General features: G+C 60.5%; 21 protein-coding genes. 10 read left to right on the forward strand and 11 right to left on the reverse strand.

The window, feature by feature from the left end; translation table 11 throughout:
• Positions 1-45 precede the first annotated feature (45 nt).
• Complete coding sequence (locus DTW90_RS11085; RefSeq protein WP_132517629.1) at positions 46-666, reverse strand: YdeI/OmpD-associated family protein; 621 nt, start codon at positions 664-666, stop codon at positions 46-48.
• Positions 667-827: 161 nt separating this feature from the next.
• Positions 828-1799, reverse strand: coding sequence for a DMT family transporter (locus DTW90_RS11090; protein WP_132517627.1), 972 nt, complete (start codon positions 1797-1799; stop codon positions 828-830).
• A 167-nt stretch (positions 1800-1966) separates the two neighbouring features.
• Here DTW90_RS11090 and DTW90_RS37080 point away from each other — a divergent pair, with 167 nt between their 5' ends.
• Both DTW90_RS37080 and DTW90_RS11095 read left to right on the forward strand, forming a co-directional pair.
• Positions 1967-2140, forward strand: coding sequence for a hypothetical protein (locus DTW90_RS37080; RefSeq protein WP_165927740.1), 174 nt, complete (start codon positions 1967-1969; stop codon positions 2138-2140).
• Positions 2140-2385: a hypothetical protein gene (locus DTW90_RS11095; protein ID WP_132517625.1), complete on the forward strand. Its 246-nt coding sequence runs from the start codon at positions 2140-2142 to the stop codon at positions 2383-2385. Before DTW90_RS37080 ends, DTW90_RS11095 begins: the two co-directional genes overlap by 1 nt.
• Here the strand turns inward: DTW90_RS11095 and DTW90_RS38030 are convergent.
• The gene (locus tag DTW90_RS38030) at positions 2372-2500 is read right to left on the reverse strand and encodes a hypothetical protein (protein ID WP_281024702.1); all 129 of its coding nucleotides are present in this window, start codon (positions 2498-2500) and stop codon (positions 2372-2374) included. The two genes, DTW90_RS11095 and DTW90_RS38030, sit on opposite strands and share 14 nt — an antisense overlap.
• A 246-nt stretch (positions 2501-2746) precedes the next feature.
• Between DTW90_RS38030 and ftsZ the strand changes: the two genes are divergently transcribed.
• Positions 2747-3790, forward strand: a complete 1044-nt coding sequence (gene ftsZ / locus DTW90_RS11100; RefSeq protein ID WP_132517623.1) for a cell division protein FtsZ — start codon at positions 2747-2749, stop codon at positions 3788-3790.
• Here the strand turns inward: ftsZ and DTW90_RS11105 are convergent.
• On the reverse strand, positions 3784-4572 hold the full coding sequence (locus tag DTW90_RS11105) for a class I SAM-dependent methyltransferase (protein ID WP_149338225.1): 789 nt from the start codon (positions 4570-4572) through the stop codon (positions 3784-3786). The genes ftsZ and DTW90_RS11105 overlap by 7 nt on opposite strands.
• A gap of 108 nt (positions 4573-4680) precedes the next feature.
• Between DTW90_RS11105 and DTW90_RS11110 the strand changes: the two genes are divergently transcribed.
• Positions 4681-5307: a C39 family peptidase gene (locus tag DTW90_RS11110; protein ID WP_149338227.1), complete on the forward strand. Its 627-nt coding sequence runs from the start codon at positions 4681-4683 to the stop codon at positions 5305-5307.
• A gap of 18 nt (positions 5308-5325) precedes the next feature.
• Here DTW90_RS11110 and DTW90_RS11115 read toward each other — a convergent pair whose 3' ends face one another.
• A complete protein-coding gene (locus DTW90_RS11115) occupies positions 5326-5658 on the reverse strand; it encodes a hypothetical protein (protein ID WP_149338229.1) in 333 nt (110 codons plus the stop codon).
• A 208-nt stretch (positions 5659-5866) separates the two neighbouring features.
• On the reverse strand, positions 5867-6379 hold the full coding sequence (locus DTW90_RS11120) for a DUF6428 family protein (RefSeq protein WP_149338231.1): 513 nt from the start codon (positions 6377-6379) through the stop codon (positions 5867-5869).
• A gap of 42 nt (positions 6380-6421) precedes the next feature.
• Between DTW90_RS11120 and DTW90_RS11125 the strand changes: the two genes are divergently transcribed.
• From DTW90_RS11125 to arsK, 4 genes are read left to right on the forward strand one after another with little or no spacing between them, the layout of a single operon-like run.
• Entirely contained in the window at positions 6422-6772 is a 351-nt protein-coding gene (locus DTW90_RS11125; protein WP_132517613.1) for a metalloregulator ArsR/SmtB family transcription factor, read from the forward strand.
• Entirely contained in the window at positions 6772-7473 is a 702-nt protein-coding gene (locus tag DTW90_RS11130; RefSeq protein ID WP_149338233.1) for an MIP/aquaporin family protein, read from the forward strand. Before DTW90_RS11125 ends, DTW90_RS11130 begins: the two co-directional genes overlap by 1 nt.
• Positions 7470-7898 (forward strand): arsenate reductase (glutaredoxin), encoded by a 429-nt coding sequence (arsC, locus tag DTW90_RS11135; protein WP_149338235.1) that lies wholly within the window; start codon positions 7470-7472, stop codon positions 7896-7898. Before DTW90_RS11130 ends, arsC begins: the two co-directional genes overlap by 4 nt.
• The gene (arsK, locus tag DTW90_RS11140) at positions 7855-9105 is read left to right on the forward strand and encodes an arsenite efflux MFS transporter ArsK (RefSeq protein ID WP_149338237.1); all 1251 of its coding nucleotides are present in this window, start codon (positions 7855-7857) and stop codon (positions 9103-9105) included. The genes arsC and arsK overlap by 44 nt, the downstream gene beginning before the upstream one ends.
• A gap of 82 nt (positions 9106-9187) precedes the next feature.
• Here the strand turns inward: arsK and DTW90_RS11145 are convergent, their stop codons facing one another.
• The 5 genes from DTW90_RS11145 to DTW90_RS11165 all read right to left on the reverse strand — a co-directional run bounded on the left by DTW90_RS11145 (position 9188) and on the right by DTW90_RS11165 (position 12574).
• On the reverse strand, positions 9188-9649 hold the full coding sequence (locus tag DTW90_RS11145) for a MarR family transcriptional regulator (RefSeq protein ID WP_149338239.1): 462 nt from the start codon (positions 9647-9649) through the stop codon (positions 9188-9190).
• Between the two features lie 96 nt (positions 9650-9745).
• Positions 9746-10462, reverse strand: a complete 717-nt coding sequence (locus DTW90_RS11150) for an SDR family oxidoreductase (RefSeq protein WP_149338241.1) — start codon at positions 10460-10462, stop codon at positions 9746-9748.
• 72 nt (positions 10463-10534) lie between these two features.
• Complete coding sequence (locus DTW90_RS11155) at positions 10535-10909, reverse strand: hypothetical protein (RefSeq protein WP_132517601.1); 375 nt, start codon at positions 10907-10909, stop codon at positions 10535-10537.
• Positions 10910-10939: 30 nt separating this feature from the next.
• Positions 10940-11821, reverse strand: a complete 882-nt coding sequence (locus DTW90_RS11160; protein ID WP_149338242.1) for an NmrA family NAD(P)-binding protein — start codon at positions 11819-11821, stop codon at positions 10940-10942.
• A gap of 264 nt (positions 11822-12085) precedes the next feature.
• Entirely contained in the window at positions 12086-12574 is a 489-nt protein-coding gene (locus DTW90_RS11165; RefSeq protein ID WP_132517597.1) for a GNAT family N-acetyltransferase, read from the reverse strand.
• A 266-nt stretch (positions 12575-12840) separates the two neighbouring features.
• On the opposite strand from DTW90_RS11165, the gene dmeR reads away from it, so the two are divergent.
• Both dmeR and dmeF read left to right on the forward strand, forming a co-directional pair.
• The gene (gene dmeR / locus DTW90_RS11170) at positions 12841-13113 is read left to right on the forward strand and encodes a Ni(II)/Co(II)-sensing transcriptional repressor DmeR (RefSeq protein ID WP_149338244.1); all 273 of its coding nucleotides are present in this window, start codon (positions 12841-12843) and stop codon (positions 13111-13113) included.
• 64 nt (positions 13114-13177) lie between these two features.
• Positions 13178-14170 (forward strand): CDF family Co(II)/Ni(II) efflux transporter DmeF, encoded by a 993-nt coding sequence (gene dmeF, locus DTW90_RS11175; RefSeq protein WP_149338246.1) that lies wholly within the window; start codon positions 13178-13180, stop codon positions 14168-14170.
• The last annotated feature ends 60 nt before the right edge of the window (positions 14171-14230 follow it).

Consider the following 14230-nt stretch of genomic DNA (forward strand, 5'->3'; position numbering starts at 1 on the left):
GAGAGCGTTGGCTTTGCGCCGCTCCCAGCCGCTCCTGAACCCGCTTCACCGCTCCGTTGCACCCTTTCCCGCGAGAATATGATCGCGGAATTTCGCAATGCGTGACGTGCGCGTTTCTGACTTCTTCACCCCGTTGAGATTGATCACATAGCTTTTCTGCCGCCCGGGCGTCAGATCGTGAAAGGCCTCTGCAAGTTCGGGATCGGAATCCAGGGCCTCGACCAGCTCGTCGGGCAATTCGATTTCGCTTGTCTCCTTTGGCGGCTTGATGCCAGCCTCCGCATATCCCATCGCTTCCTTCAGGTAAGCGAGGATGACGGGCTCCATGTCAGCCACCTGTGCATTATCGACAAAGCGGATCATGTCGGGATGCCGGGTGTTCGGCCCCTGTTTTTCGAGCACGCCCTCAGGGTCCTTCAGCAGGGCGGCGTTGACGAAACTCGCACGGAAATCGCCGCGAAAGGCGCCGAGGACGACGATATTGCGGCCGCTGTGCATGTAGCACGGATGCGCCCATTTCACCGTCTCGATGAGGCCTGCCGCGAGGCAAATCCGGCGAAGTTCGTTGAGACCGTCGATCCATTGCCGCGTCGAACAGTCCGGCGTTGCAAAGCGCTCGCAGCGTCCGCATCCCTTCGTGAAGAAGTCCTCGATGTCAGTGATCATCTCTCTCGCCCAGGTTTCGCTTCGTGGCACCGGCCATTTCAAGCATATCGAACCAGTGCGTCAACCCGAGGCGGACAGCGGCCGGAATGTCCATGAATGGTATCGGGAAAGTGGCAGGGAGCATTTCCTGAGTCGGAGGAGCCCGGCCACCGCACTCGCCCTCAGGCCTTGGCCGCCTCCGCCTTGGTCTTCGGCTTCAGCAGGATGACGAGAAGCAGGCCGGCGATGATGAGCACGGCACCTTCGAGATGATAGCGGTGCAGCTGTTCGCCGAGGATCAGATAGGCGAGTATCGCAATGAAGATCGTCTGGATATAGAGGAGCATGCCGGCCCGGCCGGCGCCCAGCGCCTCGATGCTGCGATTGAAGAGATAATACATGATCGCGCCGCCGGGAATGGCGACATAGGCAAGCGCGATCAGCCCGCTGCCGTTGAGCGTCGACCGTTCGTCGGAGAAAAGCTCGAAGAGGTAGAAGGGTAATGCCGTCACCACAGCCGCACCGAGCAGCAGCACCAGCAGCGCCAGGCGGTTTATGTCGAATTTTGCCCGACGGAGCAGGACGGTATAGAGGCTGAAGCAGAAGGCGCCGGCGACGATCCAGAGTTCACCGGGGTTAAGGTCGAGGCGCATCAGCGCAGCCGGGCTGCCTTTTATGATGATGACCACGATCCCGAGAAAGGCCAGGATCGAACCGATCACCTGCCAGCGTCCCATCGGCTCGGCCAGAAGAAATCGGGCAAGGACGAGGGTGATGATCGGGATCAGCGCGATGATGATGCCGGCGGTGGTCGCATCGGCATGTTGCAGGCCGACAAAGATCATGCCCTGGCAGATCGCCAGTCCCATGCCGCCGACGATGAGCAGTTCGATGGGGCGAGCCCGCACCAGCGCGACCATGTCGCCGAAATGGTGGCGCACGATCGGCATCAGGATCGCCCAGGCGATCAGCACGCGCCAGAAACAGAGCGTCCAGGGCGGCATCTCGGAAGAGACCCATTTCGCGGCAATATAGACGCCGGCCGATAGCAGCCAGCAGAGAATGCCCACGGAATAGGCCGCTGCAAGCGAATTGCCCGCCGCCTGTTCCGTCCCGACAGTGTCGCGATGGACTGCCAAGACATTGATTGCCATGCCACCCTTATGCCACATTTCCGCCGGCCTGCACAGACGAAGACGACGGCACTTCGCCTATTTCGAGCGCAGACCGGTCGCCCCGCGTCCCATCAGTGGCATTCTCGAATCTTCCTTGACTCCTTGCTAATTGAATGAGAACATAAAGTGAACAAATGGAGGCGTCCATGAACAAGTCGAAGGAAGTGATCGAGCGGAGCATGGCCCTGGTGGCGGCGCTGAGGGCGCAGCGGGAGCGTGATTTGCAGCGCCGCGCCGAGTGGCAGAAGCGTATCGAGCTCAGCCGGCCGATACCTTACGCCAAGAATGGCGTGCAGCTGTCCCTGAGGCTCGACAGTTGATGCAACCCGGAAAGGCAATTGATGTGGATTGGGAGGTCGAGGCGGTGCTGGCCTGGCACGACGAAGACCCCAAGGCTGCGATTGCAACCCTGCTCGAGGACATTCGTCATCTACGGGAGCAGCTGGCCCTGGCCGATCGAGCATTGAGCCGCGGCATGGTGCGGGGATGGCGGCCGCAACCATCCCGCCGCCACCACGAGCTGAAGCCGCTTCCACATAGCAAGACCGAGCTTACTTCTTCTTGATCGTGCTTTCGCTGTTTTTTACCTGCATGCCCGGGGCCGAGGATGGTTTCTCGCCTGCTTTGTCTTTCTTCGGTTTCCGGGCTTCTTTATTGCTTCTAACTTGACCTTTGGCCATTCCCGTTACTCCTGTTGCTGGAACAGCATAACCCGCTTATCGTCCACAGAAATCAAGCGGATTATTTTTGCGACCTCGGGCGACACTGCGAGCTCCCATCATTGCGTCAGCATTTTGCGACAATGCCCGCTCTTTGCCTTTATAAGACGCTAAACTGTGACAACTCTGATTCGCGTCGGCATGCTTGCCGGCGAACAGCTGAAATTGACGACATCGAGCCTGAAGGCGCGCGCAAGGAGACAAGACATGACAGATATCGCAAAGCCTGAAGTCTCGGAGATGAGACCGAAGATCACTGTCATCGGCGTCGGCGGCGGTGGCGGCAACGCGATCAACAACATGATTGCCGAGAGGCTGAAGGGTGCCGATTTCATCGTCGCCAATACGGATGCGCAGGCGCTGACCATGTCCAAGGCGCAGAAGCTGATCCAGCTCGGCGCCCAGGTGACGCAAGGCCTCGGCGCCGGCTCGCTTCCCGAAGTCGGCCAGGCCGCAGCGGTTGAATCCATCGACGAGATCATGGATCATCTGCGCGGCACGCATATGTGCTTCGTCACGGCAGGCATGGGCGGCGGCACGGGAACGGGCGCTGCCCCGATCATCGCCAAGGCCGCGCGCGACGCAGGCATCCTGACGGTCGCCGTCGTCACCAAGCCGTTCACCTTCGAGGGCAAGCGCCGCATGGACGCCGCCAATGAAGGCATCGAGCGGCTGCGCCAGGCGGCCGACACCGTCATCGTCATTCCGAACCAGAATCTCTTCCGCATTGCCGACGCAAAGACCACCTTTGCCGACGCCTTCTCCATCGCCGACCGCGTGCTCTATGCCGGCGTCGGCTGCATCACCGACCTGATCGTCAAGGAAGGCCTGATCAACCTCGATTTCGCCGACGTGAAATCGGTCATGCGCGGCATGGGCCGGGCGATGATGGGAACCGGCGAAGCGGCCGGGCAGGGCCGGGCGATCAAGGCGGCGGAAGCGGCAATTGCCAACCCGCTGCTCGACGACATGTCGCTGAAGGGCGCCAGGGGCGTGCTCGTCTCGATATCAGGCGGCATGGATATGACGCTCTTCGAAGTCGACGAAGCCGCGACCCGCATCCGCGACGAAGTCGACGAGGATGCCGAGATCGTCGTCGGCGCGATCTTCGATCGTGAGCTGGACGGCGCCTTCCGTGTGTCGGTCGTAGCAACGGGTCTCGACGGCACACTTTCCGGCAAGGACCTCACGAACAAGCCGGGCGCCACGATGCAGGATCCGGCACAGATCCAGATCCGGACGCTTCAGTAAGCAGCCATGCCGCCGCGTCGGCGCCCCATGTAGAGATGCGCTTCATAGCGCATCTCGAATTCGCCGCCATGGTTTTCGATAGCGTCGGCGATGGCGCCGAAAAGCTGATTGCGCGAAGAAGGCGCAAGCAGAGTGTGGCTGGAGAGCGTTCCGAGAAGGTCGATGTAGCTGGAACCGGTGTGCATCCGGCTCCAAGGATAGGACCGATGCACCGGCGGATCGATATATTCCGACGCTTCCCACAAGGCAGCGATCGGTCCATCGGGCAAATACCAGTTTTCCGGTGGCGGCCCTGTCAGCGATGGGGCATGCGCGGCATAGATTTGCTCGAATGCCTGCCTCAGGGGAGACCGGATTGGCATGGGCACATTCGCCATGACCGCCAGCGATCCTCCCGGCGCAAGCATTTTAGCCGCCTTAGCGAAACGAATTTCGGGCGCGACCCAGTGCAATGATTGCGCTGCGACCACGAGGCCAAAGGCGGTCGAACCTGGCGAAAACGCCTCGAAGGTCGTTTCGATGAATTCGACCTTGGGAAAGTGGCCGAGTTTCTGCCGCGCTATCTGAAGCAGCGCCGCACCGGGATCGAGGGCCACGACCGAAAATCCGCGGCTGGCAAAGCCCTCAGTCGCCTGTCCGCTGCCGCAGCCGATCTCCAGGATGGCGTCGTCGGGGCCAAGGCCGGTCCAGTCGACGATATCGTCGAAGAGGGCTTCCGGATATTGCGGACGGATGTCGTCATAGAGCTTGGCTGATGCATCGAAGGTAAAGCGTCGTTCCATCACCATTTCCCTATGCAGACTGCCGCCAGGATAGGCGCCGCCTTTATTCTAGCGCATTTGGGTTGAAATTAGCACGCCGCTGGATGTGGGTTGTAGAGGGGCAAGGCCATGGATGGGACGACGGCGCGGAAGGTTCCTTATTTTAGTCAATGGGAAACGCCTGACATGACGATGGCCGTCGTCGAGGAGGGGGCGAAGGCGGCATTGCTGAAGGACCCGCTCTGGGCATCTTCCGGTGCTTCCGATGTCGAGGAATATGCGCTCTGGGCTGGCAATGCCTGCGGCATGGCCTGCCTGAAGATGATCCTTGCGGCGCGCACCGGCGAGGCTTTGCCGATCGTTCCGCTCGCGCTTCAATGCAAGGAATATGGCGGCTACGTCGTCCAGCCCGAAGGCGGCATCAAGGGGCTGATCTACGCGCCCTTCGTCCAGTTCGTGAAGGACCGCTTCGCACTCAACGCCAAGGTCGTCACCGGCATCTCGTCGGGCGACATTCCCGATATCCTGGCCCAGGCCGAATTCTTCATCGCTTCCGTCCATCACTTTATCCGCTGGCCGGAAAGGGAGCCGCCGTCAAAGGGCGGCCACCTGGTGCTGGTGACATCAGCGACGCCCGAAACGATCCGCTTCCACAACCCCTCCGGCCATGATGCAGCAGCAAGGGAGAATGCCGAGCTCCCGCTCGCCGATTTCGAGCGCTTCTTCGCGGGGCGGGGAATTGCCATCTGTCATTGATGGCTTTTCGCACACTCACTACAGGCTACAGCCGGGATACTTATAAAGATCTGCTTGCGACAGGTCGGGAGGGCACTTTTGAGCGCTCGTGGTTTTCTGGCCGCATGAAGAAGCCTTGAGCTGCGATATGGCCGCATAACGTCCCTGAGAGACGCGAACCTTTACGCACTGCTTTCTGTCGGCATTCCACCACGTGTTGTTGCCGCCGGCATCGACATAGCCCCGCGCCTGCATCTCGCTCTCGGCCCCGGCGGCACGCGCACCTACAAGGTCGGCGACATCGGATGGAGACTTGGCAAAGGCCGTCAAAGGCATCAACACGACCATGCTGATTGCTAACCCCAGGCGCATGACCGTTCCCCCATAGCGCGCTTATTGGCTAAGATTAGCAGAGTCGAATGTGCTTGACGAGAGGACTGTCTTCTAGGCTGGCGGGTACAGGATAAGCGTCGATAGCACCAGTTTGCCATTTCCAGATTGGCGGCATGCAGGCACCTGCAGTCCGTCGCTGCGGTGACCGGAGGCAGTCGCAGCCGGCCCCTTGCAGCCATAGGACGTATTAGTCGCAGCATTTTTCTGAATTGGATGAACCGCAGCAGGATGTCGACTGGCGCTGTTCGGCCAGCCACCTGTCACGTGGCTTGCAACTCGCCGCCCGCGGAACCAGCTCGATATGCACCGCATGGTCCCTGAGGACGGGCGTGGCTGCGCAATAGAGCTGCATCGGCTCCACGCCATCGCTCACCTCGAAGGTGAGTTTCGCCGAACCGTCAAGCTGCACATGCTCTGACACCTTGCGAATGATGGCGGCAAACTTGCCTGCCGGCATATGGGTGCGGTCTCCTTCCTCGATATCCCAGAGCTGCACGAAAACCTCCGCCCATGCTTCCGGGTTGGCCCCGCAATCCAGTGCCGAAAACTGACCTGCTTTGACTTCGGTGACATGGTAGCCCGGCTTCACAGGCCGACCATCGTACCGGAACACCAAGGGCAAGTCGCGGGAGGCGGCCAAAGCTTCGAGAAGAAAGCCGAGGCTGATATCCGAAGATAGGGTCTTGTCGATCGCATTCATCTGAGGTACTCCTTGTTTCAACATTTCAAGGATTATTGAATTATGGATGAACGTCAAGCCCTCGCTTCGTTCGGCGCGCTTTCTCAGGAGACCCGCCTGCAGATCGTCCGCATGCTTGTCGTTGCCGGCCCCGACGGAATGGCAGCGGGGACGATTGCAGAAAGGCTCGAAGTTTCGCCTTCGAACGTTTCCTTTCATCTGAAAGAGCTCGATCGGGCAGGTCTTATCAGCCAGCAGCGGGAAGCCCGCTCGATCATCTACACCGCCAGTTACGATGCGCTTGGAGGGTTGGTGCGCTTCCTGATGGAAGACTGTTGCGCAGGCCATCCCGAAATCTGCGCGCCGGCAGCGGAGGTCGCAGCGTGCTGCGGAACCGTTGGGGAAAAGAGGTGATGACTCTTTTTCCGCTCTCGCGTCGCCTTGTCTCCGAGGCCCTGGGCACGGCCATTCTGGTCGCCACCGTGGTCGGTTCGGGCATTATGGCGGACAGATTGACGACCGATACCGCGCTTGCCCTGCTCGCCAACACGCTGGCGACAGGCTCGATCCTTGTCGTGCTGATCACCGTGTTGGGACCGATTTCCGGGGCTCATTTCAATCCGGTCGTATCGCTGGTTTTCGCGCTCCGCCGGGAGCTGACCGCCACGTCCCTTTCGATCTATATCGCCGCTCAAGTCCTTGGCGGAATTGTCGGCACGATGCTTGCTCATGCCATGTTCGCACTTCCCTTGCTGCAGGCCTCGGCCACCATTCGAACCGGCGGCGCGCAATGGCTGGCGGAAGTGACGGCGACCTTCGGCCTCGTCTTCGTCATCCTCGCCGGTCTGCGGTTTCGCTCCGATGCCGTGGCGTGGCTTGTCGGCCTTTACATAACGGCAGCCTACTGGTTCACAGCGTCCACCTCATTTGCCAATCCAGCTGTCGCGATCGCTCGATCCCTGACACACACATTCGCCGGCATCCGCCCGGTCGATCTGCCGGGCTTTATCGTCGCGGAAGTCCTCGGTGCATTGCTTGCGCTGATGCTTACGGGATGGCTGTTGATGGAAGCCCGCAATCCTCAAACTCTCACCGAGACGGAACCCACTCCATGACCATGGATGTCACGATCTATCACAACCCGGAATGCGGCACCTCGCGCAACACGCTGGCAATGATCCGCAATGCCGGTATCGAACCCGCCATCATCGAATATCTGAAAAACCCGCCGAGCCGGGATGAACTCGCCAAGATGATTGCGGATGCGGGCCTGACCGTGCGCGGGGCGATCCGCGAGAAGGGCACGCCCTATGCAGAACTCGGCCTCGACAACCCGGCACTCACCGACGACCAATTGCTGGATGCCATGCTGAAGGATCCGATCCTGATCAACCGCCCCTTCGTCATCACCCCGATCGGCACCCGGCTTGCCCGGCCTTCGGAAGCGGTGTTGGATATCCTGCCCGACACGCATAAAGGGCCGTTCGCCAAGGAAGATGGCGAGCAGGTTCTGGATAGCCAGGGCAAGCGTCTTGTCTGAACGGGTGCCGCTTCCTGCCGTGCTCGCGCTCGGCCTCACACAGATCATCGGCTACGGCACCCTCTACTACAGTTTCAGCATTCTTGCGCCTGATATGGCGAGGCAGTTTGCCTGGTCGCGCGAATGGGTCTTCGGCGCGCTCTCGGCAGCGCTTCTGGTTGGCGGCCTCACGGCGCCGTGGCTGGGTGTGTTGTTCGACAGGATCGGCGCAGGCAGGGCGATGACGATAGGTTCGCTGGTTGCGGCTCTCGCTCTGACGGTCTGCGCCTTTGCTCCCAACAGAGCGGTCTATGTGGTCGCACTTATTGCCGTCGAAGTCGCCGCCAACCTCGTTCAGTACGGGGCGGCCTTTGCGCTGCTTGTGCAAATTCGACCACATGTCGCTTCCCGCAGCATTACCTATCTGACGCTGATTGCCGGTTTCGCCTCGACGATATTTTGGCCGGTCACCACAGCCCTTCATGCATATCTGAGTTGGCAGAGCGTCTATTTGGTGTTTGCCGCCCTCAACCTGTTTATCTGCTTGCCGACCCATGCATGGCTGTCGCTTGGACCGACCACGTTCCGAGCAGTGGTATCGACCGTCTCTCCACGTCTGGAAGGTATTTTGCCACCTTCGCAACGCCGGATCGGCTTTGCCGTGATGGTCACGGGCTTCTCGCTCATGTCGCTGGTCAGCTCGGCTGTGCTGGTGCATCTGGTACCGTTGCTGTCCGGGCTTGGGCTCGGTGCAACCGCCGCCTTGGTCGGTACGTTATTTGGTCCTTCGCAAGTCGCCAGCCGGCTGATCAACATGGTCTTCGGCAAGAACCTGCCCGCAGTTCATTTGGCGGTGATCGCGGCGATGCTGATCCCCGGCGGTGTATTGGTGCTTTTGCTTTCGGCCCCATCCGTAGCGGGTGCGATGCTCTTCGCCGTGATCTTCGGCATGGGCAACGGCTTGTTGAGTATCGTCAGCGGTACGCTTCCGCTTCACCTTTTCGGCAGCGATGGCTATGGCAAGCTTCAGGGCAAGACGATGGCGGCGCGATTGATTCTTTCCGCCCTGGCGCCGTTCGTGCTGGCCTTCGCGATGGCGAAGATCGGTATTGCGCTTTCACTTGGCCTGGTCGCGGTCCTGGGTGGGCTTGCCATCCTCTCCTTTGGTTTCATCGCAGCATTGCTGCGACCGCTTCCGGCACAAAACTACAGCAACCAAATTCGATGAGATGCCCAGGCGGCCTCAACCACGAAGAAGGAACGCCCTTTTCGGAGAGAATTCCAGGCTGCCCAGCCGCTCGATCAAAGCCTCAGTCCTCCGATGAGACCTTCGCGGGCTCGCCTACCGCCATCTCTCTCAATCCTTCCCGCAGACTGGCAACATTGGCAGCGCCGTTCATCTGCTCGAATTCTTGCTGGGCCTTCTCCCAGAGAGGCTCCGCTCTCTTATGCAGAAGATGGCCCTCCTCGGTGAGTTCGACGATGCGGACCCTGCCGTCCGTGGGAGACGGCGTGACGGTCACGTACCCGTCGCGTTCCAGGAAGCCGACCATCTTGCCCATCGCCGTCCGCTCGACGTCGAGCCGCTCGGCGAGAACGTTGACCGTGGCGCCCTCGGCCTCACCGAGAGCCGCCAGGATGAGAAACTGCGTGATGCGCAGGCCGATCGGCGCAAGATGGCCGTCGTAAAGCCGCGTGATCTGCCGGCTCGCCTTTCTCATGGCGGAGCAGGTGCACTGGTCGATCCCAAGCGGTTGGTTGGCCGACAACATTCTGCGTTCCTTTCGATGTCCGTTCTTTACCGGAGCCGTGCCGCGGCGCGAAGCCCGGCAAGCTTCGCGCGCCAGTAGCTCCTGCCATTGCCGGAGTTAAAATACCCCTTCCGGCGGGGTGATGTAGCCGGGCACTTCGTCCGCAAGCGTGCTTTTCAGCAAGGTCGTGCCACGATCTGCCATGACCTCGCTCTTGCCGGCGGCGAGCGCGTCGTAGGTCTGGCGCACCACGTCGTCCGGGCTGCTCTTCGGCACGTCGATGCCGTTGGTCAGGTCGGTATCCAAAAAGCCGACATGCAGGCCAAGGACCTGGATTCCGCGGTCGCGAAGGTGGAAGCGCAGCTGGTTCGTATAGCTCCACGCCGCCGCCTTGGAAGCCGCATAAGGGGTCAGAATAGGCCGCGGAAGCCAGACGATATCGGACAGCACGTTGACGATGGCGGCTTGGGGCTTAGCCGACAGGATCGGCTCGAAGGCCTTCGAGACGCGCACCACGCCGTAATAGTTGGTATCGAAGAGACGCTGCGACTGCTCTTCGACATCATCTGCCAAGGGGCTGTCGATCAGGGCGGCGATCCCGGCATTGTTGACCAGCAGCGCGGTGTCGGCCGCCAGTTCCGCGGCTGCAGCGATCGATGCCTTGTCCGTCACATCGATCCTGACCGGAACAATGCCCGGCTCGTTGAAGCCGTTCGTATTGCGCATGCCTGCGTAGACCTTCGATGCGCCGCGGCGGAGTGCCTCGCGTGCAAAGGCCAGGCCCAGGCCGCGATTGGCACCGGTGATAAAGACTGTGTTGTTGGCGACGTCCATAACGAATTTCCTTTCAGGAAGCCCAGGTCAGCGTACGCGGTGTTCGGTTGCTGGCCCGGCGTTTGGTTGGGTTCAGAGAAAAAGCTCTTCCGGCACTTGGCTCGAAAGCGCTTCACGCAAATGGGTGGCGAGCGACAGAACAGCGGTCAGCGGGCTCATGCGCACGCTGACCCGCGGTACCGAGCCATCAGACGCATGATCGACGACCGCCACCGCGGTCAGCTTCTCCCCGCTGGTCAAAACGGCCTCATATTCGAGAAAGAGGCGGGAGCCGACGGTCTGGAGGTATGTTGGCGTCTGCGAGGCGTAAAAGCTTCCAACGGCGTTGACCGCAAGCCTGATCTGGTCGCGTCCGATGACGGGACCGCGCAAGACGGAGCTTACGAGTTCCGCGTCCGCAGTCAGGTCATCCAGAAAGGGATGACGTTCTTCTTGAGCATGTGACATTATGAAGTCTCCGACTTGTCTTGGCGCCGATTAAACGAAGGCGGCGCGATTGTTGGAAACGAACTGCCGGACCGAAAGTGCCGGCGTTCCGGTGATCCGCTCGACCACATCATTGGTGCCCGCAAAGATGCCGTCGCGATAATTCTGGGCGACTTCGACAAGATGCTGCACAAGGAACGGCGGGAACTTGAAGAGATTTTCCATCTTGTTTTTGAACGCCTCTATCGAAGACGGCGCATACTCGATCTTCGTGCCAAGCACGTCGCTGACGATGGCGGCGATTTCGGTGTAGTTCATCTCAACCGGACCATGGAGCGGATAGATCTTGCCTTCATGGCCCTTCGGATTAGCCAGGATATGAGCGATCACTCGGCCCTGATCGTCGGAGGCGATAGGCGCGTGCCGCCCGTTCTCGAAGGGGAAGGAGATCGTCTTCGCCGCCCAGATATCCCCTGCGAAATGAGGATAGGCGAGCCAATCGGCAAAAAACGTCGGGCGAAGGTGGGTGGTCGGAACGCCGGACCAGTCGAAAACCCGTTCGGAGATCCAATGGTCCTGCGCTGCGTGGCTTGCCGACTCGCGGCGTGCCGAAATCTGCGACATGTTGACGATGGCGCCAACACCGGCTTCCTTTGCAGCCTGCGCGAAATAGGCGGCCGCGCCAATGATCCCTGGTGCGATCGGGTAAAGAAAATACGCCGACTGGATGCCTTCCATGGCCGCCCTGATCTGATCGATATCGGTGAAATCGCCGACCGCGATGTCGACCCCGCGAGACCTCAGCGCCGCCGCCCGCTCGTCGTCCGAGCGCACATAGGCGCGCACGCTTTTGCCCAGCTTCAGCAGTTCGTCGACGGCAGCGCCTCCGGTCCGTCCCGTTGCACCGCTTACGAGTATCTCAGCTTCGCTCATGATCGTGTCTCCGTTGTAATTGAGAGCATATGCTCTTAATGACGTGAATGTAGGAGCATATACTCTTATCGTCAAGGGTCTTTTGTCGGATGTCCGGTTTCGTCCTGATCGAACGAGAGAAAAGGCTGTAGAAAGTGGGGGATTTACCGGCCGCTTGCCGGCGAAAGCCAAGGCCTGTCAAATTCGGTGGAACGCTCAAATGGCTCCAACCACGAAGAAGGAAGGCGGCGCCTTCCTCCTGCCGTCATGTCCGTCGCCGGGCCCTTAGGCCAGGGCCTGCAAATAGCGCATGCCCGTAACAGGGCGCGGCTTGAAGTCCATCTGTTCGTAGAAGCGGTGGGCGAGAACATTGCCCGTGGCGGCGCTGACGGAGAGGTAACCGCAGCCGGCCTTGCGGGCGGTTTCGCGGGCGCGGTCGACGAGATGCTGGCCGATGCCGTGGCTGCGGTGGCCGTCGCGCACGAAGAGGTGGTGGAGATCCATGCCGCGCTGGCCGTCCTGTGCCCTGTAGAGCGGCACGAGAATGGCGTAGCCGAGAAGGCCGTCATCCGATTCCGCGACCAGGGCCGTGATCCACGGAACGGGGCCGAAGAGGTCGCGCTCGAGCTGGTCGGGCGTGATCGCGGCCGCATCGCCGTGATGGGCGGCAAGCATCCGGATCATCTCGTTGAGCTCGGGAAGGTCGCGCGATTTGGCGGCGCGGATGGTAACAACAGGCGGGCGGAGAAGTGAGATTTCGCTATCGTCGAGCATTGCGGTCTGCGTCCTTATTAGTTTTGCCGTCAGGACGCTGTCGCATACAACAAAGCCGCCTGACGGCGGCTTGTTGACATGATGATCTGTCGGCCGCCCTTTACAGGTACAGCCAAAAATACGAGCGATTGTGGGGCGCGTGCTTGATCATGGCAGACTTCATGATCCCAAACCGAAGCTTTGTCAAGCCGTGACGGGGGCAGGCCGGGTCTTTCCATCAGATGAAAAATATACTATACCCCCCTATATTATAGATCGAGATCGCCATGTCGCATACCATTCGTGAGAAGACCAAGCTGTTGTCCCGCGTCCGCCGGCTGAAAGGCCAGATGGAGGCGGTCGAACGTGCATTGGAGAGCGAGCGGCCCTGCGGCGAGGTCTTGCAGTTGCTGGCTTCGATCCGTGGCGCATTGACGGGGCTGACCGGCGAAATTCTGGAAGATCATCTCGAAGAGCATGTTCTGCAGGCGGAAACCGACGAGGCCCGAAGGCAGGCCGTCGATGAAATATCGGATGTCTTGAAGACCTATCTGCGCTGATCCCAATCGCGTTCAAATAGTCGCGCATTCGAGTCGTTGCGTATTCAAAAAGGAGCTGGAAGCGATGAGCGTTTCCTCCGATGCTGTGAGACATGAAGCCCTGAGCCACGATCACGTCTTTCTCGGCGACGATCACCAGCGCAATGAGCGCCGCATCTGGCTCGTCATTGCGCTGACGACAGCCATGATGGTGGTCGAGATCGGCGCCGGAACGGTCTATGGCTCCATGGCGCTGGTCGCCGACGGCTGGCACATGTCGACGCATGCGAGCGCGCTTCTGATTTCCGCCGTCGCCTATCTCTATGCCCGCCGGCAGGCGCGCAATCCGCGCTTCACCTTCGGCACCGGCAAGCTCGGCGATCTCGCCGGCTTTGCAAGCGCGATCATCCTGGCGCTGGTCGCGCTGCTGATGGGCTGGGAAAGCCTGTTGCGCCTTCAGCACCCTGTCGCGATCAACTACGAGGAGGCGATCCTGATTGCGGCGGTTGGCCTTGCCGTCAATATCGCCAGCGCCTGGCTGCTGCGCGGCGAAGATCACCATCATCACCATGGCCATCATCACGGCCAGCACCACGATCACGGTCATGATCACCATCACGATGATGGACACCATCATCACGGCGACCATGGCGGCAGCGACAACAATCTGCGCTCGGCCTATGTCCATGTCATCGCCGACGCACTGACCTCGGTTCTCGCAATCGCTGCCCTCCTGCTCGGCAGCCGCTTCGGTTGGAGCTTCCTCGATCCGGTCATGGGCATTGTCGGTGCGCTGATCATCGCGCAATGGTCGTTCAGCCTGATGCGGTCGGCAGGTGGTGTGCTGCTCGATGTAGTACCGAGCAATGAGGACCTGCCGGACGAGATCCGCGGTGCGATCGAAACCGGCAGGGACCGGATAACCGACCTGCATGTCTGGCAGGTCGGCCCCGGTCATCACGCAGCGATCGTCGCCGTCCTGACACCAGAGCCGAAGGAGCCGGCCTTCTACAAGGAAAAGCTCGGCCGGCTGCACGAGCTCTCGCATGTGACGATCGAGGTCACGGCGGCCGCGTAAAAATGGCTGCAACAGAGGCTTGCCATAATCTCCGTGTAGCGCATTATCCCGCTGATTCTG

The sequence above is a fragment of the Neorhizobium sp. P12A genome, from assembly GCF_008365395.1.
Lineage (GTDB): Bacteria > Pseudomonadota > Alphaproteobacteria > Rhizobiales > Rhizobiaceae > Rhizobium.